The sequence below is a fragment of the Niabella sp. genome (assembly GCF_030150205.1).
Classification (GTDB): Bacteria; Bacteroidota; Bacteroidia; order Chitinophagales; family Chitinophagaceae; genus Niabella.
On sequence record NZ_JASLGT010000009.1, the window covers coordinates 135,868 to 160,500 of the forward strand.

Below are 24,633 nucleotides of genomic sequence, written 5' to 3' on the forward strand. Positions count from 1 at the left end.
TATGATCCATTCTTTTTCTGAAAAAACATTCAAACGTATCTGCAACCAGCTGGCGCAGAAGGATGCGCACCTGGCCGGCGTTTTGGCAACATACGGGCATCCGCCGATGTGGACCCGGCCCAATAGTTTTGAATCCCTGGTGCATATCATCCTGGAGCAACAGGTTTCGCTGGCTTCGGCGTTGGCTGCTTTAAAAAAATTGCAGGAATATACCGGGCATATCAGTCCCGAAACCATTCTGACGCTGAGTGATGAAACGCTGCGTGCCTGTTATGTCAGCCGGCAAAAGGCCGGGTATATCCGGGGACTGGCAGCGGCTATTACCAGCAGAACGATCGATCTCAATGCTATGCACCAGTTGCCGGATGCCGTGATCCGGGAAAAGCTAACAGCTTTAAAGGGGATCGGTAACTGGACGGTTGATGTATACCTGATGTTTGTACTGCAACGTGCAGATATCTTTCCGTCTGGGGATCTTGCTGCCGTAAATGCATTGAAACGGCTGAAGGCGCTGGATAAGGATACGCCAAAAGAAGCATTGCTTGCGATTGCAGCCAGCTGGGCGCCGCACCGTACGGTTGCCACTATGATCCTGTGGCATCATTATTTATCGGCGGGGAAGCGGGGATAAATTTTAGTGATCAGTTCTCAGCCTTTAGCAATCAGCCATCAGTCTATGGCATCAGGTGACCGGTGATCTGTTTTCGACGAGGGATCTGTTTAAGGTTTGAAGCTTCAGGTTTGAGGTTGGATCTTCGTTTCTGCCCGGGGGAACTTCGCTTCTTCCTGTTCACTACCCGCTATTCCCGATTCTCCTCAAATGTAGACCGGAGGAAAGTTCACGAAACAGAAACGTTATCTTCATTTTCACATTTTCAAATCTCCACATTTTCACATTCCCAGACCATCCGGATTGAAGCTGCCGGTCTTAAATCGTTACTACCCGTTTTGAAGTAATAATACTGGTAAGCAGGTTGATTTTGTTTTTATATTCCTGGGTGATTTCCTGGTAATCCGGTGCCATAAATAATGCATTGCGTACAATGGGTACACTGAAAGGAACCGGCCAGGCTCTTAATGATTTGGCTACGGCATCCATTGCATTGATACCCTGCATCGCCTGACCACCGTCTGCCCAGCAGATCAGCCCGATGAGTTTGTCGATCAGGTAAGGACGTTCTTCTTTAGAGCTCAGCTCCAACCAGTCGAGGCAATTTTTCATTACGCCCGTCATGCTGCCATGATAAAGCGGCGTGAGCCAGATATGTGCATCGGCATTTCTAAACAGGTTAAGCATCACCTGAACACCATTGGGTGTTTTTTGCAGCGTATAGTCAAATAAAGGAATGCCGGACTCTACAAGATTGAAAACGGAAACGGTTGCTCCCTGGGCTTCGAGATGTTCTTTCAGGTAGGCAGAAAGCTTTGTTGGTGTAGATCCTTCCCGTTGATCCAATGATCCGTTCAATACTAATATATTCATGATGTCGTTTCTGTTGATGGTTTGTGTAATTTATAAATAACTTTCGGCAGCCCGGGTTCGCCATACATAAGCGTGGTTACCAGGGGCATTAATTTTTCTGCAGCCTTCATATACACGGCCTCCGGCACAGCTGCGTTTGCGCGCAGGGTTACTTTTTCCTCTTTCAGACTGCTGAAATCTGCGGCCTCAATGTTTGCTACCCAGCGCTCCGTTTTATGCAGTTCCGTGCTGCCAAATATAATGCTTTTTGCGAATGGCTGTAATTTTACAGACAGCAGTATCCATACCCACTGCGGAATAATAGCCCCGGAAGTGCAATGCACTGATACAGAACTTCCGGCATATTCGCTCCAGTTAACCGCCTCCATCGCTGTTCTGAATTCTTTTTCTTTTAGCATCAGGCCCCGGTAACAGTAGGGGGTAATATCAAAAGCGGCAAATGGCTCATCCAGTGCATAATCTGCAAGGTTGATTCCTATAATACCCGATTGGGTTACTTTATTTGGTATGATATCCGGAAGATTTTGCATCATTGGGTTCCTGTATCTTAAGTCCCGTAAAAGTACTAATTTTGTATTTAAAATAAATAATTACTTTGTTTATTATGCATAATCATCTTCCCGATAATGAAAAAGCGCTGGGCATTATCAAGACCAGCGGGCCGCAAACCTTGCTGGAGCTGGCGGCAGCAATGGAGATCACCGTGGAAGGTGCAAGGTTTCATTTATTGAAGCTTGCAAAAGAAGGACTGGTGACCGCCACTACAGAGTCCAGGGGCCGGGGAAGACCACAGCAGATATGGGCGTTAACCGATATGGGGCATGCCCGTTTCCCGGATATGCATGCGGCATTGACGGTAAACCTGATCGAATCGATCCGGGGCATATTGGGACAGCCGGTCCTGGATAAGCTTATCGCAGCAAATGGTAAGGCCGGCCTGGAACGATATCTGAAGGAGCTGGAAGGCAAGGCGGGGCTTAAAGAGCGTCTGAAAGGCCTGGCGGCGATCCGCACCCGTGAGGGCTATATGGCGGATGTTAAAAAGGAAGGCGATCATTTTTTGCTGGTAGAAAATCATTGTCCGATCTGCGCGGCCGCAGCCAGTTGCCAGGGCTTTTGCGCATCGGAATTAAAAACGTTTAAAACGGTGTTGGGCAAAGCGGCCGAAGTAGAGCGTGTAGATCATATTTTAAAGGGAGCCCGGCGGTGTGCATACAAGGTTACACCGGTGGCCAGATGATGGGTTCCAGGTTTAACGTTTCAGGCATGCCCGTCGTGGCGGGTTAGATTCTTTTTATGCCTGATGTTTTCACGTCCAGGGCTAAAAACTAAAAACTGAAGACTGATAGCTGACCGCTGACCGCTTATAGCTTGCGATAATAACGACGAGCCATAAAGGAAAGGGGAATACCGATAAGAAGGATCAATATGGCTGCGTTAATGAGGATGCCGGAAACCGACCCGGGAAATTTCCCGATCCGGGATAACGGCACTACAACGAGGTTCATAACCACCCAGATAAAGAGGCCATAGAAGATGCCTGTTACAACCGGGTTCCGCTTCAGTATGTTTAAACGGGGATACAGCCAGAAGAAAAATACGGTAAACAGGAATGCAACAAGGTAATGCATCAGCAACCCGGTTATATAAATAGCAGCTCCTCCGGAAAAGGCGGCGGGCCCCAGTAAGGCACTGGCAATATACCGGAAGATAAAAAGCGGATTTTTGCCGGTTGCCAGGTAAAAATAGAGGAAGGCGGACAGGATGTCCAGTGTACCAACAATTATCCCAGCTTTCAGAACGGTAAAGGTGCGCTTGTTCATACAGAACCGGTTTTAACGTTTACAAAAGATAAGAAGGCCTTCGATCCGGTATGCCTGGCAGATCTGCAACATGCAGACAGACGGAGATAAGCTGGTTCATATCAGAACGGATAGCCGATACCAATATTAAATATAAGATTTTTTTTGCGCCATTCCGGATCACCAAGGCGGATCTGGTCAAATACCCACCGTTCCCCCGGTGGCAGCCAGGGTTTGCGGAACGGCATGGCCAGATCAAAGCGTACCACAAAGATTGAAGCGTCTACCCGCAGGCCCACACCTCCGCCAATGGCTGTTTCGCTCAGCACATTTCCCAGCCGGAATTGTCCGCCCGGCCGACTGGTATCGTTTTTGGCCAGCCATATATTACCGGCGTCAATGAACACTGCTCCCTGGATAACACTGAAAAGCTTGGCTCTTAATTCAGTATTCAGCATCATCTTTACATCGCCTCCCTGGTCGGCAAACAGACCAAGACTGTCGGCGTTCATATAAAAGGTACCGGGGCCCAGGGAACGGGAGCGGAATGCCCGGATATCATTGCTACCTCCGGCAAAGAACTGGCGCACATAGGGCAGTACCGAGCTGTTGCCATAGGGAATGCCATAACCCAGGTTTAAACGGTTGGCCCAGATTAAACCGGGGTTGATCTTGTAGTAGTCCCTGAAATCTGCTTCGAGGCGTACAAACTGGTTGGTGATTGTTTGAAACAACCGTTTTTTGCCGTCCGCATCTTTGGGAAGAAAAGCATTGATCAGGTTGCCTGCAGATTCAACAGATCCCATAAACAGGAAATTATTACGCAGCTCATTTTTTACCTGGTTGCTGTAGGTATAGGTATAGTTGGTTCCGATGATGAACTGGTTCTCGAAGTTGTTTTTCAACGTGGGAACCTTTTTCAGCATCGTATTGAAACTGTCGGTGGTATTGGCGGTGCGAATGTAACTTACGGAAAGCGGGTTGAACTGGTGCTCATTAAATTCATTACCCTTCCATACGTAACCGAATTCACCCTTTCCTGAAAGCAGGGTGTAATAATTGGCACGGTTTAACAGCTGTGATCCAATAGTAATATGGCTTTTGGGCACATAGGCGTTGTGGGTGGTAAATCCCTTAACGGGGATCAGGAACCGTGGAAACAATAACCGGGCTTCGGCGCCCAATGAATAGGACGTTAGATTTTTTTGCTGTCCGCTGAATTGCTTTTCAAAACCACCAGACAGACTAAGATTGAGTTGTTCTGCGCCCCGGAATGTATTCCTGTTTGTGTGCGTGACCTTTAATTCGGATCCGATAAAATTGTTGGACTTGCTGGTTCCGGTTACGGAAAGCGACAAGGCCTTTTTTTTGGATGAGGTCAGCATAAAATCTACATCCATATTATTGCTGGTGAGTGTGTCCATCGGGTTGAACTCCGCTTTTACAAACCGGAAGGTACCGATGTTCACCAAACGGTTCAGACTTAACGCGTGATCCGTACGGTTATACGGCTCGCCTTTGTGAAAGAAGATCAGGTGATCGAACAACCGGGGTTTATACTTGTGGTTGGGATCATAGATGGTAAAATCTTTGAACTGTACCGGTGTGGACGCCCGGGTAACGGAATCCCGCCGTAAACTGTAGTCCGGATAAATATTGATATTGCGGATGAAATAGGGCTGAAGCGCCGCCCGGGGAGCATCGTTTTTAATCTTAAGGTCGATATCTACCTGGTTTCCGCCAATGGTACTGTCTGCCTGTATCAACAGGTAGTTAGGGCTGAAATAGAAATATCCTTTTTCTTTAAGCTGTACATCAATGCGCTCACGTTCGGCTTTAAAAACATCGAGGTCATAGTATTTGCCCGGTTTTAACAGTGTTTTATTTTTAGATGCATGAATCAAACCGGAAATGGCATTGCCGCTGTCGCCCGGAAAGGTAACGGTGTTCATGGTATACCGGGGACCGGAATAAATCCGGTAGAATGCTTTACCCGTTTTGCCTTTGATGGTGGTGTCGCCGGATCCGGATGACTGCAAAAAACCTTTGCTGGCCATGTAGCTGGTCAATACATTTACATTGTTCTGCAGCCGGACCTGGTTCATTAAAACAGGCGGTTCCCCCAGTTTGTATTTTATCCAGTACTTAACTCCTTTTTGTTTTTTTGGTTCACTCACCAGATTATAAAAAAACAATTTATAGCGCCAGCCCAGTAATTTTTTATTGGGAGCGGGACGTACCTTTTCTTCCAGGGCCTTTTGAAAATGCTTTTGATCTTTAACAGCAGGTGTATCCGGGTTCAGCTTTACAGTGGCTCCTGTATAAAGTACTTCTCCGGGTTTTAATTTCCTGGTAGAGGAACAGGAAACGATTATTAATGAAAGAAAGAACAGGAACAGAAAATAAACGGGAAGGGATTTCTTGCGGCTAATAGCCGATGACCGATAACTGATAGCTGACGACTGACGACTGACAACTGATGACTGATAACTGATCGCTGAACACTGATCGCTGGTCGCCGAAGGCTGCGTGAGCATCAAATATGAAACATTCCGTTTACTCATCTCCCTTGTTTTTTCGGTTACTGCCGGAATTTCCGGTTCCGCGGCGCTGATCCCGTTTTCTGAAACTGCGGAATACTTCTCCAAATTTATTGTAGTCCACAACAATGATAAAGCCAACACCGGTTTCAATGATCTGGCCTTCAATGATGCCTTCCGTTTGGTTACGGCGATAAGCCCGGAGGCGGTAACGCCCGTCCCTGGAAAGCATGTATTCAATGTTTACATTGCTGGCCAGCTGTGCCGCATTCTGGTTGGTATTGGCGCCTTCCAGTGCAAAATTATTGCCTACGGTAACACTGAGGCGATCGTTCAGTAATCGCTTGGTAAAGGCTACGTTCAAATCGGTCTTGGTCTTTTCCTGCCCGGTGGAATAATCTTCCTGGGAGGTAAGGTCAAAATTTATGTCCACCCCTTTAATCAGGTCGGAAGCAAGGTTATTGAGCTGTTCGGTAAGCAGTTTGCTCACGCTCTGCCTTGCCAGTGCGCCCGCAGAGGTACCACCGGCAAGACTTTCAAATGGATTGTCGGCAATAAAGCGGTTGAGCGCCAGCAGGGCAAACACCTGCTTGTTTAACTCGCTTTCATTGGCGTTCACCTGTTGCAGACGGGTGTTTACAATGCCGTTGAGGGCATTGCGATCACTTTCCCGCATATCGATCTGGAAGCTGATGGTGGGCTTTAAAAGTTCCCCTTTCATTTTCAGGTATACATAAAAAGGGAGTTTTTGCCGGGATTTGGTGCGGGTTAAATTGTCGGTGGCATCAAGCTGTGCCGAAACCAAATCGATGGGCGAAGTATTGACTTCATAAATGGCGGTAATATCTGCATTGGCTTCTGTGGGCGCCCCGGTCCATTGTATCGAACTTCCCTGCTGGATCTTAAATTCCCGTTTTGCCAATCCGCCGATGGTCAGGTTATAGCTGCCTTCGGTGATCTCATACCGGCCCGTTAAAGTAGTGCGGCCGCTGGGATCCATTTGTAAACTAAGGTCTGCTTCACCTCTTACCCGTAACGCATCTCCGTTCTGCGGATCTACCACAATCGTAATTTCGGCTTCTTTATCGATGGTTATGTCTCCTGCAATATCAACACCGGTAATGGGGGAGCGGGTCAGACTATCTACGTTTACCGGTTGACGTCCGTTGAGCGGCGGTGCATCTTTATCTACGAATTCTACAATGCCTTCCTGGCTGGCCACCAACGGGTCATCATCGGGCACCACAAAATTGAATTTCGTTCCTTTATTGATGCGTGCCTGCATGTTTACCTTGGGTTTGTTCAGGTCGCCGGTAATGCGCGCGTTTAAGGTTACCAGCACCGTACCGTAGAAGAGCTCGTTGTCCTTAGCCGTAGAGTTCATAACCCTGAAGTTATTGGCGCGCAGCGTAAGGTCAAAGCCGGGGTTGGAAAAGTTGGGTAGTGTAATCCTTCCATCCAGTGTTAACGGCTGGTTGGCGGAATCCCGTATGGTGAATTGATTAAAAGAAATGCCGGGTTCGGTAAAGCGTACCGTTTCATTTTTGAGCTGGTAATACCCGTTCAGCTGTGCGATATTGAATCCCGCATCTTTAAAGGTGAGCGCACCCAGGATCACCGGTTTGCCAACCGGCCCCTTTGCGGTGAGCTTTCCGGTAAGGATGCCTTTCCCGTTTCTTATCTGTCCGCCAGTGACACTTTCGATATGCTTCAGATCGATCTTGTTAACCGCGATATCGAGATCGAGCGCACTATTGGGGGCGGTGTAATAAAACCCGGTTACAGCGAGGTCGTGTAAACCGGTTAAACGGATATCGGCCTGGTAAGCATTGGCCGTATTGTTGTTTACTTTTATCGATGCATCACCCAGGGCATCTTTCTGATACCGGAGCTGACTGATGGTAAGGTCGGCCTCAAATTTCGGTCCCGATGGTTCGGGAGTGGCAATATCGGTTACATCTACCACGCCATTGAGCTTTCCTCCAATCATAGCAGTATCCTGGTCGGCATACCGGGTTAAGGTTTCCAGCATAAAGTTGGTGAACGTTACATTTACCGGTGCGTTGGGCTGGGTGGACCGGCTGTTGATCGCCAGTGACTGCCCGTTGTTGCTGATCTTAAAGTTCCGTACATAAACACCGGCCTTACCATATTGGATCAGGTTATCGGGTGTTACATTCCATGGGTCGTAATTCAACAGGAGCTTTTGCGGATCCAGGGTGAACTGATAGGTTTGATCCATGGATTTAAACTGCCCGCCAATGCGGTATTTGTCTTTATTGCTGCGGTCTCTCAGATAAATATTCAAATCCAGCAGATTGTTAAGTGCAGCTCCGCTTACTTCTGCATTATACAGGTTAATAGAGGGACTCCGAATCTCCTTAATATTCAGCACATAATCCAGTTTTGCCGAATCGGTATTACCTGCCCTCAGTACTATGTTTTTTACATCGAAACTGTCGTATACTACATGGGGAAACGACGCATGTAAACGAAGGCTGTCGCGCTCTGTATTAATAGCTCCATTAATGGAAGCGGGGGCCAGTGTGGTTAGTGCCGGTACAAACTGTTGGATCAGCTTTGGATCAATGATGGCGATTTGGAACTGCATTTGCTGCGGTGCTATTTTTTTGGTGGGTGCAAATGCATAATATTTATTGACCTGGTTAATAAAGGCCTGCCCGATCTGGGTGAGCTGATATTTGCCGTTGAACTGCGCCGTTAAAAAGTCCGATTGCAATGATAGCTCATTATGCTCTTTGGTAGAAACTGCGCTGAGTGTTAATGTATCGATATTGTAAACAGACTCGTTGAAACCGATCTGAACGCTTTTAAGGGTGGCGGAGCCGTTCAGATAATCCGGATCTATAGAACCGAAGTCCATATTCACCAGTCCGGCCAGTTTTAACGGATCGGAATAGAAATTCAGTTTTTGGAGGTCAATGTTTTTGAGGTCTGCGGTTCCTTTTATAGCAGGGTTGTTTTTGTTGAGATCTACCTTTGTGTCTAAGGTAAAATGCGCATTACTGTCGTTGCTGATGGCCCGGAGATCGGCAATGTTCCCCGCATAAGCGCCTTCCAGTTTGATGTCTTTATAGTCGTACTTATTATAACGGGCATGATAGATCGTGCCGTTTAGTTTTGCACGCATCCGTTTGGGATCGAGGCTCTGTCCGCTGATATTGGCTAACAGCGATACGGTGCCCAGCTGCGCCTGCTGTTTTAATAAACGCCCCAGGTTGAAGTTGTTCAACTGAACCTTGGCGCGATAGATTTCCCTGTTTTTGGGGCCGCCCATGGCTGCCTGCAGATGCGCCCCTCCCATATCTGTTTTTAATTGCAGCGCTGTGGTGAAATTGGTAAGCCCCCCGTTGAATGTTCCGTTTGCTGAAAGATATGCGGGTAATTCGATACTCTGTGGCAGGGAGGCAGCAGGCACCAGTGCCCGTAAGTCTTGCCTGGATGTTTGCAGTTTTCTAAGGTTAAGGTTGAACACCGTTGTATTCATGTCGGGCAAACCCCGAACTCCGCCAGCAATGTCAATGCTGGTGCTGTTTAAACCTTGTACCTGCAATTTTTCAATAGCAAGATTGTTCAAATAACCGGTGAAGGCTGCCGCAAGGCGGATCTGCCGGCTGCGGTAATTGGCGGGCACCGATGGCATGAGGTAGTAAAGGTCCTGCATACCAATAATGGTATTGCGGAACTGTACATCCATCTTTACTTTTTCGGGGTGCTTGCTCAAATCATTTTGAGAAGTATAGGTCAGCAGGCTGTTATTATCGATTTGTGTATGCGGCGTTTTTAAAATAAACCCGTCTACCTTTAGTTGCTGGTCATCGTATATGATAGCTCCCTTCAGATCATTCAAGACAAAGCCGCTGGTATCTTTCAGTTGTCCGCCTGTAATGGCTGCTTTGATGCCGCTGCTGTCGATGGAAACTTTATTGCCGGTAAGGCCCAGCGCTTTTATATTAAGGTGATTGAAGTCCAGGTGTCCGGGTGTTCGCTTTTCCGCCAGGTTATCATATTTTACCTGGTTATTGGCCAGGATCACTTTGTTCAGCAACAGGCTGAAGGGAGATGCGGCGGCACTGTTGGCGGCCGTTTTTATAGCTTTTTCATTGGTGGCGGTTGGGCGGTAAGCAAAATCGATCACTGAGTTCTGCAATAATACATCTGAGGAGCGGTAGCCGCCGTTGGTAAGATCGAGCACCAGGTCCTGCAGATGAAATGCATTCAGGTCGGCCAGGGCACGGGTATCTGATAACCCGTCATTATAGTTGAGCAGCACATTGTCCAGCGTCAGCTTTCCAAATTCGATCAGCGGAAGCCGGCCACCTTTTTCAGCTGCCGTTTTATCGATGCTGGAATCGGCCTTCTGCTGCAATACGGTAAGCGGTTTATTCTGAAAATAATGCAGCCGGGTGTTTTTAAGTGCCAGCGCACTGAGCCCGTAATGCATCTGGTCCAGGTCAAAGGTTTTTACCCGGGCGTCAAGATGTCCCAGCATAACCCCCGCATCATTTCCAACCACATCATCCCTGAACCGGATGCGGATATCATTGAAGGTGATTTTATCCAGCCGGAATTTAAGCGTGGAAGTTGTATCTTTTTTTTCGGCCTCTTTGGGTTTCTTTTCATTGGATATAAGCGAATCGACCAGGAACTGATAGTTGAACATCGTATCCGGATGAAGGCGGTAAATATTGGCACGTACCGTATTGAGCTCTATACTGCTAACCTCCACGCGATTGGAGAGCAGGGCCAGCATATCCAGGTCCACCCCTAACTTTTCCGCATAGATCAGGGTGTCCTTTTTTTTATCGGCTACATACAGCTTGTTCAGTTCAAGATCTTTTGGAAACCCGATGCGGATGCGCTCGAGGCTGATCTCCGTATTGGTCTTTTTCCTGAGGTATGCTACCACTTTATTCTTGATCAGGTTTTGAACAAAGGGCAGGTTCAGCGAAAGGATCAGCAGGATGATAAGCACAAGGATACTTACAAGTATTTTTACAACGATCCTGATGCCTTTTTTAACTGCTTTGTTCAAGTGTGCAATGGGTTAATAGAATGAATGATGAGATTCTGTCCTGTTTTGCAAACCTAACAGATTTCTTAGTTTTTGCCTGCTTTTTATGGGGAATTCTCCAAATATTAAACCAAAATGCTTCAATCCCGCGATTTTAAGGTGGGTGCTGAAAAACTAAACCATAATGAACGGTTTGGCCTGAAATTCGTGGGGTTACAATAACGCATAAAAACCGATATAATGGCTTACCTGCAACGGTTCTTATCTCGTTATGACCTTACAGAACCTCTAAAAATAACAAATATGAAAAATCTTCTGTTTTATCTGCTGGCTGGCATGTTTATGTTTCAAAGCTGTAGTGCGGTAGAAGCCGTTTTTAAGGCGGGTATGTGGTGGGCTTTTTTCCTGGTGGGAATCGCGCTGCTGGGCGTATTCCTGTTATTACGGAGGAAATAGCGCATGTAGTAAAAGGCAGCTGCAAAGATGATATTGTTTTTGAAGATGCCGGTGAATAAATCAGCAGAAATCAGCGTGAAAATTGGCTGCATCTGCCGGCATATCATGGTCGGTATTTGTGGATTGCCCCATTAGGAAGCGTTTGCTTTTAGCTGCCGGTGAAAAAAAGGCCGCACTGTAAAAGTTCCGTATCTTAGCCGGAATCAGTTTACGTATGAAATTAAAGATCGTGTTTCTTTTAGGAATGGTAATGGCTGCCCTTACCATTCATGCCCAATCAGCGCCTGCTGCTGCAAAGACCAAATGGTTTACCGATGCCCGTTTCGGAATGTTTATACACTGGGGATTGTACAGTGCAGCGGAAGGTATGTGGAAGGGCGAGCGGCTGCGGTATGCAAATAATTATGCGGAATGGATCCGCTACCGTAACCGTATATCAAAAGAGGAGTATGGTACACTGGCAAAGCGGTTCAACTGGAAGCGGATCAATCCGGAGGAATGGGTATTGCTGGCAAAAAAAGCCGGTATGAAGTATATAACGATCACCTCCAAGCACCATGATGGTGTTGCACTCTGGAATAGCAAAGTGAGCGACTATAATCTTACAAAATTGAGCGGTACCAACCGGGATGTGATCAAAGAACTGGCTGCAGCCTGTAAAAAACACGGCATTAAACTGGGCTTTTATTATTCCCATTGGGTGGATTGGGATCATCCTTATGGATGGGATCATAATAAGGAACTGACTGGCATAAAGGATGAGGACTACAATAAATACTGGCAGGAGAAAGTAATTCCACAGTTGCGAGAATTATTGACGAATTATGGCGACATTTCTATGTTCTGGTTTGATATGTGGCTGAATTATAAAAAGACCGTAGTGAAGAAGGAACAACTGGACCAGGTGGTTCGCCTGATAAGGGAATTACAGCCCAACTGTTTGATCAATTCCCGGATCGGTCTGCCGGCGGATGATGCCGGTGTGGATTTTGAATCGAAGGGCGATAATGAATTTGGTTCGGCCTATACGGCACACCCCTGGGAAACCTCCGGAACCATTGCGCATTCCTGGGGTTATTATGGCCAGGAAAATGAGTGGAAATCGACCAGTCAGCTGCTGCAGTCGTTGATCGGTAATGTAAGTCTTAATGGTGACTTTACACTGAATGTAGGACCAAGGGCGGACGGATCCGTTCCTTACGAGGGGGTGCGCCGCCTGGAAGATATGGGCAATTGGCTATCGAAGAACGGTGAGGCGATTTATGGATGTACGGGCCTTGAGCTGCGTGCCAGTCAGCACGACTGGGGACGGATCACCACAAAAAAGGTTAATAATAAACAACTTGTTTATCTCCATGTATATAACTGGCCACTGGATAAAATATTGCGTTTGTCGGGTATTTTGTCTAAGCCGGAAAAGGCGGAACTTATAACAGCGTCGGGCAGGAAACCATTGCGGTTTACACAGAATGGCCCGTTAACGCATATACAGTTACCAGAACTGGCTGCGAATCCTTTTGTATCGGTTGTGGTATTGCAGTATCCGGCACCCGTAACGCTGGATGGAGAAATGGTACCGGAATCTACCTTTGGTGGCTTTGCACTTACAGCCACGAATGTATGGGAGCACGCTTCTAATTTTAAATTGGTGCGTTACGACGGGCTCCGTCCCACACACCTGGTAGTGGATAAAGAAGGCTCGATGACCTGGGAAGTATATATACCGGAAGCGGGCAATTACCAGGTAGATCTTTCCTATCATAACCATTCAAAAAATAACACGGATGTAATGGTACGGGTTACGGATCAGCACCTGGAACAGCAGTTGAAGCCATCGGGCACCATTGTGGCAGAACCGCATTCCAGCTATACGGATGAGTTTGAAGATACTTCCCTGGGACAATTGCATTTTTCGAAGGCCGGGTTTTACGAGGTTTCTTTTAAGGCAGCGCCGGGGGCGGAGGGACCTCTGTATTTTAACAGGATCTGGATCAGTAAGGCAGGGCAATAAGGAATTTATTGTGTTTTCCGGTAATTCCAAATGGCCAGGGTGTTAAGGCCAATGGCAAACAGCAATTCAATAAGAAAGGTTGGTGCTATATCTGTAAAGCCGCTTCCTTTCAGGATGATCATGCGAACGGCTTTCATAAAATGCGTGATGGGGAGAAAGGCGGCGATGGATCTTGCCCAAACCGGCATACTGTCTACAGATGTGAACAGGCCGCTCATTAAAACAAAGATCATAATAAAGAAGAAAGCAATGAACATCGACTGTAATTGATTATTGCTGACTGTGGATATAAATAAGCCAAATCCCAGAAGGGCCACCAGGTACACCGCTGCAAGCAGGTATAGGAGAAAAAGACTTCCTGCCGGAATGATCCCGTAAAAAAGGCGTGCCACCAGCAGGCCGATGGTCAATACAATCATACCAATAACCCAGAAGGGAACCAGCTTTCCTAAAATGAACTGCCATTTTTTTAGAGGAGAAACATTGATCTGTTCGATGGTGCCGATTTCTTTTTCCCGCACAATGTTCAGCGCGGAAAGAAATCCTCCGACCAGCGTTAGCAGTAATACTAAAACGCCCGGAACAATATACCAGGTGAATTTTTCATAAGGGTTGAACCAGGCGGAAGAGGCGATATCGATCACCGCCGGAGGGGCAACCGGCTGACCATTGCTCATCAGCCGGATATCCTGGTTGAAATCCCTGATGACGGCGAGCAGGTAGGCAGAACCGATCCCGGATTTTGTACCGTTAATAGCGTCGGTTGTAACGTTCAGCGACTGACTGCCTTCCCTTACAAGGTTGCGTTCAAACGAAGCCGGTATTTCCAGGATGATATCGGCCGCTCCTTCTTCCAGCGCGGGCAATGCCTGTTTGTAAGCCGGAGCTGCGGCCACGATTTTAAAATAACCGGATGCGCCGATTTTGGAAATCAGTTTTTGAGTATAAGTGCTGTGACCCATGTCAACGATCGCAATGTTGATGTTTTTTACATCGAGGTTCATGGCAAGGGGCAATATGCCCAGCTGAACAACCGGAAGTATGAGCATCATTGCCAATATGGTCCTGTTGCGAAACATCTGACGAAATTCTTTTTGTAATATAAAACGAAGTGTTTTCATGCTAACCTTATTTTAAACCGGTTTACCGTTATGGTTAATAACAGGATGGTCATGATACAGAGAATGCTCATTTCTTTCCATACGTATCTAAAACCTAATCCTTTCAGCATAACCGATTTTACGGCGGTGTAATACCATTTAGCCGGAACCAGGTTCGAAAGCCATTGAAAGGGCAACGGCATATTTTCCAGCGGGAAAATAAACCCGGTAAAAATGATGGTAGGCAGCATGAGCCCCATCATGGAGATAAGTAGTGCTACCTGCTGGGAGTTTGTGAAGTTGGAGATCAGCAGTCCGAATGATAGGCTGGTAGCAATGAACAGCAGCGTGATCACAAACAATAGCGCCAGGCTTCCCAGGATGGGTACCTGTAATATATAAACCGCCAGCAACAGGATAAATGCGAAGTTCACCAGCGATAATATCAGGAAGGGAATGGCTTTGGCTACCAGTACCATTACCGGTTTGAACGGGGATACCAGCAATAGCTCCATTGTGCCGGCTTCTTTTTCCCGTACAACCGCCACGGAGGTCAGTGCGGTACAAACGATCATCAATATGAGCGCTAACACTCCCGGTACATAATTAATGGAGCCATTCCCTTCTTCATTGTATAACATACGCAGCTCCGGCGTAATGGTTAAGGGAATGCTTGTTGTTTTTTGTTCATCCTGCTGAAAGCTCTGTACAATCGCGCTGATATATTGCAGAACGGTTTTGGATGTGTTGGGCTCCGTACCGTCTGTAAGAACCTGTAGCGTTGTATGCCGTAGCCGGGTAAAATCATTACTGAATCCGGCGGGAAAGATCAGGGCGGCCTTAATCCGGCCTTTTTTGAATTCGGCTTCTATGGCTGTGGGTGATAATCGCTTTTCCTGTACATTGAAAGACACGGAAGACTTAAGCCTGGCGGTAAGCCGCTGTGCCAGAAGGTCGTCGGAAACACCCGATACAACAATGGTTATATTTTTTACTTCACTGGTAAGGGCGTAGCCGAACAGCAGGATCTGCACCAGGGGCAGCCCAAACAGGATAAGGAGTGTGCGCCGGTCTCTGAAGACATGGTAAAACTCTTTGCGGATAAAAACGAATAACTGTTTCATTTTTCTGCCGGTTTGTTGATTATCTATAAGCAGTGGCCGGTAAGCACATACGAATTACTTTAGTTGTCACTACGCCGGGCTGTTCTGGCCAGCCGGTAAAATACTTCATCCATATTGTCGCAGGCAAACCGGAGCTTCAGATTCGCGGGGGTGTCCAGCGCTTCTATTTTACCATCTACCATAATGGTTACCCTGTTACAGTATTCCGCTTCATCCATATAATGGGTGGTTACAAAAATGGTAACCCCCTTTTCCGCTGCTTCGTAAATCATATCCCAGAACTGGCGGCGGGTTACCGGATCTACGCCACCGGTAGGTTCGTCCAGGAAAACGATCTGCGGCTGATGAAACAGCGCCACGGCAAATGCCAGTTTCTGTTTCCAGCCCAGGGGAAGACCACCCACCAGTTTGGTCGCTTCTTTTTCCAGTCCCAGTGACCGGATCAGCTCATGGCTTCGTTCCCGGATGACCTTTGCCGGAATGCCATAAACGCCCCCAAAGAATCGGATGTTTTCCAATGGTGTAAGGTCGTCATACAGCGAAAATTTCTGGCTCATGTACCCGATGTGCTGTTTGATCTTTTCCTGTTGTTTGTATACATCAAATCCTGCTACAGTAGCATGACCGGCGCTTGGGTAGGAGAGCCCGCATAACATGCGCATAGCGGTAGTCTTTCCTGCGCCGTTTGCTCCCAGGAAACCAAAAATTTCGCCCGGTTTTACGTAGAAGCTGATCCGGTCCACGGCCATAAAATTGCCGAATTTTTTAGTGAGCTCCCTGCATTCAATCGTAGCGCCCGCTGTTACCGGTGGTTGTTGCTGATGGTTAATTGCCGGATCCATGTGGTAATGTATTTGTGGTTGCCAGCCGTATAAAACTGTCTTCGATGGTTGGCGCAATGGAATGAAGGACTATTTGCTTATGCCCCCTGGCTTCCGCATATCTTTTGATAAGTGCCGTACCATCTCCGGTGTCCTGCCGGAGTGTTACATGCAGCCATTCTCCAAAGGCATAACAACTTTCTACGTCGTTCCAGGACCGCAGGTCTTTCAACAGCCGGTAAATGGATTCGGCTTTAACGGCATACAGTGTTACGGGAAATGCCTGGGTGATTTGAGAAGGCGTTGCTACTTGAAGCATGCATCCGTTTTGTATGAGGCCGATGCGATCGCAGCGTATGGCTTCTTCCATATAGGGCGTAGATACCAATATGGTGATGCCCTGTTGCTTCAGTTTTTGCAACATCTCCCAGAACTCCCTGCGTGATACTACATCTACACCGGTGGTGGGCTCATCCAGGAATAATACGGCCGGTTTGTGAATCAATGCACAGCATAGGGCAAGCTTTTGCTTCATACCGCCGGAAAGCTGCCCTGCCCTGCGATTGCTGAAGGGTTTGATCTGATCATAAATATCTTTGATCAGCTCGTAATGGGTGGCTACACTTGTACCAAAAAGCGTGGCAAAAAATGTAAGATTTTCCTGAACGGTTAGGTCCTGGTATAAAGAGAATTTTCCGGGCATGTATCCAACGGAGCTTCGGATCTGCCGGAAGTCTTTTGTGATGTCGTATCCGGAAACCCGGGCCTGGCCCTTGTCAGCCTGCAAAAGCGTAGTAAGGATACGAAAGAGGGTTGTTTTACCAGCGCCGTCTGGCCCGATCAGTCCAAATAGTTCCCCTTTTTTTACAGCCAGGGATACGCCGGTTAATGCCTGTACAGCGCCTTTGTTATAGCTTTTGCTGATCCGATCCGCTATAATGGGCGTATCTGCTGTATCTGCTGTGGGGATGGTATGCAGATTATTTTTTTTCATGGAATAAGACTTCGCCGTACATGCCAATTTTTAGATAGCCGTCGTTTTTGACCCGTATTTTTAGCGCGTATACCAGGTTTGCCCGCTCATTTTTGGTCTGAATGGTTTTCGGCGTAAACTCTGCTTTATCGCTGATCCAGCTGATGCTTCCGCTGTAATTTTTATAAGACCGGTTGCCATTGTCTATACGCACGGTAACCGGTTGTTGTATTTTAAGTGCAGGTAACTGATCACCGGTGATGTAGGCCCTCAATGTGAGTGTGTCCAGGTTGGCGATCTTATACAGGGCTTTCCCGATCGTGGTCATTTCACCTTGCAGTGCATATTTGGTCAGTACGGTACCGGAAACCGGGTTGATGATTTGCCCCTTTTCAACCTGAAGTTGCGTTTGCGCTTTTGCCTTTTCAAGCGGTGCCTGTTCGCTGAGAATGGCCCTGTTCTTTGTAACTGCATTTGAGTTGTATAAACGGATCTGCTGCCGGGTAACAGCCATTTGTTTTTGTGTTTGTATGATCTGGGCGTCCATATCGTCCAGTTGTTTTTGAGGTGCAGCGGCTGCGGCAACAAGGTTTTGCAGGCGGTTGCGCTCTTTGTGCTGGTTTTGTAAAAGCGATTCCTGAGCGGCCAGCTGGCGTTGCGCTACGCGGATCTCTTCCTGCGGCGATACGGTCTGTTGCTGAAGTGCGCTGATGCTTGCCTGTGTTTGCTCCTGCTGAAGCTGCTGTAGTGTTACATCAATCTGGCCAACTACCTGATGGTATTGCAATGAGTCTCCTTCCTGGATGGAGAATCGTAGAAGTGTGCCGTTTTGTTCTGCTGACACAATGACCTCGTCTGCTTCAAAGTTGCCTGCTGCATCAACGTCTTTTTTATTCCCGTTGCAGGCCAGGAGCATTAAAAGCAACGCGCTGAGAAAGTTTGATTTCATATTCGTACCGTTTAATGTCCGGAAATGGTTTGATAATTAACCTGCGCATTCAGCAATTGTATCTGGTGCAGGTTTTTAAATTGTTTTGCCAGGTGTTCCGCATTTAACTGGGTAATGTATTCGTGTGTAGTGATAACGCCATTCTCCAGCTGGGCGCGTGCAGACCGGGTGACCTGTGCCCGTAATGCAATGACCGTATCATCCTGTTGCAGCAACTGTGTATATTTTTCGATGTCGCCGGCCTCCTTTGTCAATGCCGTCTTTGTGTTTAGTATAAATGTTTCCCTGTCAGTTTCCAGCTCCTTACGGTTGAGTTCCATTATTTTTTTATTGTTCTGGTAGGTATATAAACTGCCCAGGGGAAAGCTAAACCGGATACCGCCTACGGCAAAGGCGTCAAACGAATTTTTTAATACATTCAATGCCGGGCGGCCATAACCCGCTTGTACGAAGGCCGCAATTTTAGGTGCCCAGCCTGTTGTAAGTGCTTTTTCCTGTAGCGCTACGTTCTTTTTCTGCAGTTCAAAGAGCTGGAGCTCCGGGCGAAGAATTCCGGAATCATTGCGTTGAGGGGCAGGTGGTATCAGTGGTCCGGTTAGCGGTGCTCCAATCAGGAGGCCCAACATTTCCCGGGTGGCTTTCTGATCGGAAATGATGGCCGTATTACTCATACCTGCGGTTATCAATTCGGCCTTTAATTCATTTACGCTGCTTTGCGCCACCGTTCCGTTTTTTTCGGCCGCTATCGCTTTTTCCAGGGATGAAGCGATATTGGCCTTATATATCTCCTGTTGTTCCAGTTGTGCATCCAGTAACAATATGGAAAAGAATAACTGGGCAACCCGTTCTTTAACCGATTGAAAACTGATTTCGATCTGCTGTAACTGCAGGGCCTCGCCGGTTCTGAGAAGCTCTTTTTGGCTCCGGGCAATGCCTCCGTCATAGAGTGTTTGTGTAACTTCTCCCTGTATGCGGTACTGATCCTTGCTTAATTCGGGTACATCTGGCAGGGCTATCGGGATCCTGGTAACATCCGTTTGATAAGTTGCCTGGCCGCTGACAGATAGTTGCGGTAACCAGGATTTTGTTGTGTTGTCGATGGAGTACCGGGCGCTTTGTTGAAGCAGCTGCTGTTTTTTAATCGTTGGGAAATTTTTTCTTGCCAGCTGATAACAGTCATCCAGACTGAGCGACTGTCCCATACACCCGAGGGGTAGTAACAGTATAAAACAGGATATCAACCGTTTCATATTCGTTGTTTATTGTTTGATTTAATCTCTTGATTAACCGTGGAACAAAAACTATTTAACCTTTAACATGGCACGCATCCACTTTGGCACCAGTTGCTTCCGGTCTTCCATAAGAACGCTGAATTGTACGCCGATCTCCGGCGAAATCACTTCTAAACCCGGACGCATGGCGAAGGGGAAAATACAGAGCGACATCATATTTATAAAAAGCTGTTCAGGTGCTATAACCGGATTTTTTTCTTTTAACTGTCTGGCAAATACGGAATGTAGTAAATGGTCGGCCCCTTTCAGCATCGCCGCGAACTTTTTAGGTGCGTTGCGCATAGCATTCAGCACAAACAGGGGCAGGTCCGGATTGTTTGCCAGCATGCTGATGTACCGGTCTGCAATGGTATGGATCTTGTCGTCGAGCGATGAATCGGGATCCTCCAGCACGGGCAATATCAGTCCAAAAAAGCTGCTCAGTTTTTCCTGCATGATCAGTTCAAATAATTTTTCTTTACTGCGGAAGTAGTAGTTTAACAGCGCCAGGTTGATACCGGCGGCTTCCGCAATATCCCTTGTACGGGTTGCGGCATAGCCTTTTTCCATAAATACCTTTCGGGCCGCTTCCTTTATCTTTTCTTCCGAAGACCGTGTTTCCTGTTGTTTCTTTTTTGCCATTACAGCACAAAATTGAACAGAAAAAATAATTTAAACAAATTTTTTAATCAAATGATTAATTTTTGAAACGATCTGATACCGGCCGTTCCCCGTAAATAATGGTTAGGATATGAGCCGCTAAACGTAAAACTGGCAGCAATTTTGTTTCAGATTTTACATCCGTTGCCGCACGCTGCAGCCCAATGTGCGGTTCATTGCATTATTCACCATAAAATCTATGTTATGAAACCCTTATGCCGTTCGTTTTTGCGTTTCCTTTCAGCAGGGTACCTGTTGTTATATGCCGTGGCCATCCAGGCACAGGAAGAAAAAGTAACCACTACCACTACCAAAACGCATGTTCAGATTCAGCCCTGGATGTGGGCGGTAGGAGGAGCGCTCTTCATTCTTATTCTGGTAGCCATTTTAAAGGGCAGCAACAAAAAGAATGGGTAGCATTTACTGTAAAATAACATCTAAAGCTGCCGGCTCAGTATATTTTTAAAACGGTTGATATCTACTTCCGGAAGCAGCGGGTGCTGATCCTGCAAATGCTTCACCAGTTGGTGTGCAAAATAGGGTGCCAGTGAGCAGCCCTTGGTGCCCATACCATTGAGTATGCCGATATTGGTATGAACCGGATGAAAACCGGCAAAGGGGCGCCGTTCTACGGTAGCCGGGCGTACGGAGGCCTTATGATCTACAATCGTAAAAGGAACCTTTAACCATTGTTTTAATGTTTGTGTTGCCGATTGCCGGAAATCGGCCGTAGGATTTTCATCCTCAAAATCCCATATATAATTGGTGCCGGTCCAGAAAATACCGGGCTCGGCCATCGGTGCCAGTAACATTGATTTTTTATACAGGTGGCCGGAAGGCAGATCGGGGGCTTCAATGATCAATGCTTCCCCTTTGTTTAAAGCAAAGGGCAATAATGAAAAATAAGGATTGGCTGCTCCGGCGGCACCATCACAAAAGATCAGCTTATCTGCTGTTTCATTTTTGTAATGGATGGCAGATGTTCCGGCCTGGAGTTGCGAAAAATCGAAGGGGGCTTCAATCAGTTTATGCTGCAGTATTAAAAAACTGCGCCAGGCCGGCAATAGTTGCTGCAGATGTACGATATAGGCGGGTTCTATTATACCAATGCCAAATTCATAATTGAAGTAAGGCGTATAGGGCGCTTCATCTTCAAGAATGGCAATGTAATCTTCTTTTTGCGCTAACTTTTTCAGAAAGCTTTCCTTCATGAATGGATTGGGGAAAAAGTCGATGATCCCGGTTTGAGTAATCGCAGACAGGTTCAGGAATGTTCCCATCGCTTTATATGCATTTTCGGCGAAAGGAATAATGATGTCATCCATCCAAACCTTAACCACCCTTCGCCCGGTTACGGGGTTGATGATGCCTGCTGCCACCCTGGAAGGCGCGTGAGCATTGGGCTCGTCGATAACGATAAAATCGATGCCTGCCTGGTAGCAAAACCAGGAGAGAAAGGTGCCGCTGATGCCCTGGCCAACAATGATGATTTTGGGATGATCCATGAGCGAATGTATTCAAATATAAAAGACTGGCAAATAGTTTTATCCGATTGATGCTGATCTATTATCCGAACGGTTTCGACGCTTATCTGATGGGCGTCTAGAAGTAGGCCTTTGAGGGCGTGTTGGCCGGAAAATTTAAAATAGTTGCTCGCATATTGCAATACAGGCAACTCTGCTTTTGTTGCAAATGTGAAACGCTATTATGACCTAAAGAAAAGATGATTGGGCCGATCTTTAATAGATATTCTTGATCTTTGCATATGCCGAATCCGTATTTCCATTTTAAGCAATTTGTAATTTACCAGGATCGCTGCGCAATGAAAGTGACCACGGATGCCTGCTTGTTTGGGGCCTGGGTGGCGGGTCATATGCCGGCCGAAGCTGTAACGGTACTGGATGTGGGCGCCGGAACAGGATTGCTGTCATTAATGATTGCGCAGACGGGGAACCGGTTGATCGATGCCATTGAAATACAGGAGGCCGACTATGAGCAGGCCCGGGAGAATATTGCACAAACAGACTGGCAGGCTTCAATCCGGCTGATACAGGGCGATGTGTTGAAACAGTCTTTCCCTGGTAAATATGATGTTATTATCAGTAATCCGCCGTTCTATGAACGAGATCTTAAAGGGGAACAACAGAATAAAAATATCGCGCACCACAGCGAAGAATTGTCTTTAAGGAACCTGCTTTCTTTTATCCGGGAACAACTGGCAGCTGAAGGGCGTTTTTTTTTGTTATTACCGGCAAGGAGGGAAGCGGAACTGTTACAGCAGCTGGATATGCTGGCGTTAAACATCAACCGTTGTTGCTATGTACATCAAACAGAACGGCATGTGCCATTCCGGATCATGGTGGAATGTGGCCATAATAAAAGCGGGTATCTGCAGGAACGGATCCTGATCCGTAGCGGAAATGAATATACCCCTGAATTTAAAGCCTTATTACAACCCTATTATTTATACCTGTGAGGAGGAAAGCATTGCAGCGAGTGTCTTCAGGTCTGGTAACTGCAGGTCTATATCCGGATGCGGCAGCACTTCCGAAGCATTGGTGGTTGTAAGATAAATGGTACGCATACCAGCATTACGGCCGAATTTCATATCGGAAATATTATTGCCTACCATTACCGATCGGGTAAGGTCGATATCCGGAAAGTCTGCTGCTGCCTGTAAGGCCATACCGGGGTTGGGCTTCCGGAAAAAATCACGCGCATCTACTGCCGTGGCAAAATAAATGGCAGGGATATGTCCGCCACTTTTTTTTACTTCATCGCTCAATAAATCATGAATGCCTTGTAAGGCCGCTTCATCCATTAAACCCTTGCCGATACCTCGCTGATTGGTCACTACGATCACATGCCGGAAGTAATGCGTGAACCGGTGAATGGCTTCCGGAACGCCGGCATAAAACAGGAATTCATCTTTATGAAATACATAACTGTCCGGTTTCTCTTCGTTGATCACTCCATCCCGGTCGAGGAACAAGGTCCAGTCCGAGGTTAATGTATCGAGGGTAAAAGGAGCGGCCTGGAAATCGTTCTGAGCGCGGTTGTAGTCTTCGGGAATCCCGATGTCGATAAAATAGCCGTCGGCAACAGCGCCCGAAAACTTCCCTTCGTTCACAAATTGTTCAAGAAAATCTTTTTCGAAAGAAAATTTTAACGGAAAATGCTTTTGAAGCAGTGCTTCTTTGTGCACCAGGTATACGCCGGCATTGATCAGCCCGCTTTCATAATATTGTTTTTCCCGGAAACTTACAATATGCTGCTGCCCGTCAGTGGTTACCACCCCATACCGGCTAAACTGCTGCATGGGTTTCAATGCCAGTGTACAATCGGCTTTGGCTTGATGGTGCAGTGTTATCAGTTGGGAGGCATCAAACGCAAAAAAGCTGTCTCCATTTACTGCAAAAACATCCGTTCCGGTAGCTTTCTGCAATGCCAGTTGTATGGCTCCTCCCGTACCCAGCGGTTCTTCCTCAATACAACAATCGTATTGTAAGGTCGGAAATGTTGTTGCCAGGTAATCTTCTATAACCGCATGCATATAACCCAAACTGAAAATGATGCGTTGTATGCCCTGCCGGCGCAGGTAATTGATTACATAATAAAGAAAGGGTTTTCCAGCAACGGGCGCCATACATTTGGGCAGGTCCGGTACCGCTTCGCGCAACCGGGTACCCAGTCCACCCGCCAGTACAATGGCCTCCCGGCCTTCTTCCCAGTTGCCCTCTACACGTTTTTGAAGCATGGCTACGTTTAATATTTGAAATTTGATGTTTGAGGTTTAACGTCAAACCAGAAAGGTCGGACGTTAAACACAATCAGCCAAAATATTGTTCCTCTACCAGCTGGCAAATGCTATGACCCAGCAGCATATGGCATTCCTGGATGCGGGGCGTATCGGAAGAGGGTATGTTGATTAAAAAATCGGAGCTTGTTTTTAAAAGGCCGCCACTGGCACCGGTGAATCCGATCGTGGTCATGCCTTTGGCCTTGGCCTGTTCAAATGCCCGCACGATGTTCTGTGAATTGCCTGATGTGCTGAGGCCGATCAAAACGTCGCCGTTTTTACCAATGCCATCGATGATGCGCGAATAGATGACATCAAAACTATAGTCATTGGCAACAGCCGTCAGATAGGAGGTGTTGCAATGCAATGCTTCTGCCGGTAATGCTTTACGGTCTTTATAAAACCGTCCGCTGAACTCTGCTGCCAGGTGCTGGGCATCGGCCGCGCTGCCCCCGTTTCCACAGAAATAGACACTATTGCCTTTTTGGAAAGCCGCAACGATGGTGTGAACCACTGCAGCTACGGTCTGCAGCAACTGGTCATTTTCCAACACTTGTTTTTTTACATCGATGGAGGCCTGTATAAGGGATTTGATCTGATGATTCATAA

The 24,633-nt window shown here is 47.1% G+C and carries 21 protein-coding genes; 6 read left to right on the plus strand and 15 right to left on the minus strand.

Annotation, left to right across the window (positions count from 1 at the left end):
- Nucleotide 1 precedes the first annotated feature (1 nt).
- Nucleotides 2-631, plus strand: a complete 630-nt coding sequence (locus tag Q1V85_RS08620) for a DNA-3-methyladenine glycosylase 2 family protein (RefSeq protein ID WP_300598967.1) — start codon at nt 2-4, stop codon at nt 629-631.
- A 297-nt stretch (nt 632-928) separates the two neighbouring features.
- Here Q1V85_RS08620 and Q1V85_RS08625 read toward each other — a convergent pair whose 3' ends face one another.
- Both Q1V85_RS08625 and Q1V85_RS08630 read right to left on the minus strand, forming a co-directional pair.
- Complete coding sequence (locus Q1V85_RS08625) at nt 929-1,483, minus strand: NADPH-dependent FMN reductase (protein WP_300598969.1); 555 nt, start codon at nt 1,481-1,483, stop codon at nt 929-931.
- A complete protein-coding gene (locus Q1V85_RS08630; RefSeq protein WP_300598970.1) occupies nt 1,480-2,016 on the minus strand; it encodes a DUF2480 family protein in 537 nt (178 codons plus the stop codon). The genes Q1V85_RS08625 and Q1V85_RS08630 overlap by 4 nt, the downstream gene beginning before the upstream one ends.
- 71 nt (nt 2,017-2,087) lie before the next feature.
- Between Q1V85_RS08630 and Q1V85_RS08635 the strand changes: the two genes are divergently transcribed.
- On the plus strand, nt 2,088-2,723 hold the full coding sequence (locus tag Q1V85_RS08635; protein WP_300598972.1) for a metalloregulator ArsR/SmtB family transcription factor: 636 nt from the start codon (nt 2,088-2,090) through the stop codon (nt 2,721-2,723).
- A 124-nt stretch (nt 2,724-2,847) separates the two neighbouring features.
- Here Q1V85_RS08635 and Q1V85_RS08640 read toward each other — a convergent pair whose 3' ends face one another.
- The 3 genes from Q1V85_RS08640 to Q1V85_RS08650 form a co-directional block, all read right to left on the minus strand.
- Complete coding sequence (locus tag Q1V85_RS08640; protein ID WP_300598973.1) at nt 2,848-3,306, minus strand: hypothetical protein; 459 nt, start codon at nt 3,304-3,306, stop codon at nt 2,848-2,850.
- Nucleotides 3,307-3,407: 101 nt separating this feature from the next.
- On the minus strand, nt 3,408-5,849 hold the full coding sequence (locus tag Q1V85_RS08645) for a BamA/TamA family outer membrane protein (protein ID WP_300598975.1): 2,442 nt from the start codon (nt 5,847-5,849) through the stop codon (nt 3,408-3,410).
- The gene (locus tag Q1V85_RS08650) at nt 5,842-10,881 is read right to left on the minus strand and encodes a translocation/assembly module TamB (protein WP_300598977.1); all 5,040 of its coding nucleotides are present in this window, start codon (nt 10,879-10,881) and stop codon (nt 5,842-5,844) included. The genes Q1V85_RS08645 and Q1V85_RS08650 overlap by 8 nt, the downstream gene beginning before the upstream one ends.
- Nucleotides 10,882-11,163: 282 nt before the next feature.
- On the opposite strand from Q1V85_RS08650, the gene Q1V85_RS08655 reads away from it, so the two are divergent.
- Nucleotides 11,164-11,316, plus strand: coding sequence for a hypothetical protein (locus tag Q1V85_RS08655; RefSeq protein ID WP_300598979.1), 153 nt, complete (start codon nt 11,164-11,166; stop codon nt 11,314-11,316).
- A gap of 214 nt (nt 11,317-11,530) precedes the next feature.
- Entirely contained in the window at nt 11,531-13,327 is a 1,797-nt protein-coding gene (locus Q1V85_RS08660; RefSeq protein ID WP_300598981.1) for an alpha-L-fucosidase, read from the plus strand.
- A 5-nt stretch (nt 13,328-13,332) separates the two neighbouring features.
- On the opposite strand, the gene Q1V85_RS08665 is transcribed toward Q1V85_RS08660, so the two are convergent.
- From Q1V85_RS08665 to Q1V85_RS08695, 7 genes are read right to left on the minus strand one after another with little or no spacing between them, the layout of a single operon-like run.
- Complete coding sequence (locus tag Q1V85_RS08665; RefSeq protein ID WP_300598983.1) at nt 13,333-14,448, minus strand: ABC transporter permease; 1,116 nt, start codon at nt 14,446-14,448, stop codon at nt 13,333-13,335.
- Entirely contained in the window at nt 14,445-15,551 is a 1,107-nt protein-coding gene (locus tag Q1V85_RS08670; protein WP_300598985.1) for an ABC transporter permease, read from the minus strand. Before Q1V85_RS08670 ends, Q1V85_RS08665 begins: the two co-directional genes overlap by 4 nt.
- A 59-nt stretch (nt 15,552-15,610) precedes the next feature.
- A complete protein-coding gene (locus Q1V85_RS08675) occupies nt 15,611-16,393 on the minus strand; it encodes an ABC transporter ATP-binding protein (protein WP_300598987.1) in 783 nt (260 codons plus the stop codon).
- The gene (locus tag Q1V85_RS08680) at nt 16,377-17,366 is read right to left on the minus strand and encodes an ABC transporter ATP-binding protein (RefSeq protein ID WP_300598988.1); all 990 of its coding nucleotides are present in this window, start codon (nt 17,364-17,366) and stop codon (nt 16,377-16,379) included. Before Q1V85_RS08680 ends, Q1V85_RS08675 begins: the two co-directional genes overlap by 17 nt.
- Complete coding sequence (locus Q1V85_RS08685; protein ID WP_300598989.1) at nt 17,353-18,294, minus strand: HlyD family efflux transporter periplasmic adaptor subunit; 942 nt, start codon at nt 18,292-18,294, stop codon at nt 17,353-17,355. The genes Q1V85_RS08680 and Q1V85_RS08685 overlap by 14 nt, the downstream gene beginning before the upstream one ends.
- Nucleotides 18,295-18,305: 11 nt before the next feature.
- Complete coding sequence (locus Q1V85_RS08690; RefSeq protein ID WP_300598990.1) at nt 18,306-19,544, minus strand: TolC family protein; 1,239 nt, start codon at nt 19,542-19,544, stop codon at nt 18,306-18,308.
- A gap of 51 nt (nt 19,545-19,595) precedes the next feature.
- Nucleotides 19,596-20,207, minus strand: coding sequence for a TetR/AcrR family transcriptional regulator (locus tag Q1V85_RS08695; protein WP_300598991.1), 612 nt, complete (start codon nt 20,205-20,207; stop codon nt 19,596-19,598).
- Nucleotides 20,208-20,429: 222 nt separating this feature from the next.
- Between Q1V85_RS08695 and Q1V85_RS08700 the strand changes: the two genes are divergently transcribed.
- Nucleotides 20,430-20,642, plus strand: coding sequence for a hypothetical protein (locus tag Q1V85_RS08700; RefSeq protein ID WP_300598993.1), 213 nt, complete (start codon nt 20,430-20,432; stop codon nt 20,640-20,642).
- A 20-nt stretch (nt 20,643-20,662) separates the two neighbouring features.
- On the opposite strand, the gene Q1V85_RS08705 is transcribed toward Q1V85_RS08700, so the two are convergent.
- Entirely contained in the window at nt 20,663-21,730 is a 1,068-nt protein-coding gene (locus Q1V85_RS08705; RefSeq protein WP_300598995.1) for an FAD-dependent oxidoreductase, read from the minus strand.
- A 317-nt stretch (nt 21,731-22,047) separates the two neighbouring features.
- On the opposite strand from Q1V85_RS08705, the gene Q1V85_RS08710 reads away from it, so the two are divergent.
- The gene (locus Q1V85_RS08710) at nt 22,048-22,701 is read left to right on the plus strand and encodes a methyltransferase (protein ID WP_300598996.1); all 654 of its coding nucleotides are present in this window, start codon (nt 22,048-22,050) and stop codon (nt 22,699-22,701) included.
- Here the strand turns inward: Q1V85_RS08710 and Q1V85_RS08715 are convergent.
- A complete protein-coding gene (locus Q1V85_RS08715) occupies nt 22,690-23,982 on the minus strand; it encodes an HAD-IIIA family hydrolase (RefSeq protein ID WP_300598998.1) in 1,293 nt (430 codons plus the stop codon). The two genes, Q1V85_RS08710 and Q1V85_RS08715, sit on opposite strands and share 12 nt — an antisense overlap.
- Before the next feature lie 73 nt (nt 23,983-24,055).
- Nucleotides 24,056-24,631 carry an SIS domain-containing protein gene (locus Q1V85_RS08720; RefSeq protein WP_300599000.1) on the minus strand — a complete coding sequence of 192 codons (576 nt, stop codon included), beginning with the start codon at nt 24,629-24,631 and terminating at the stop codon, nt 24,056-24,058.
- Nucleotides 24,632-24,633 lie beyond the last annotated feature (2 nt).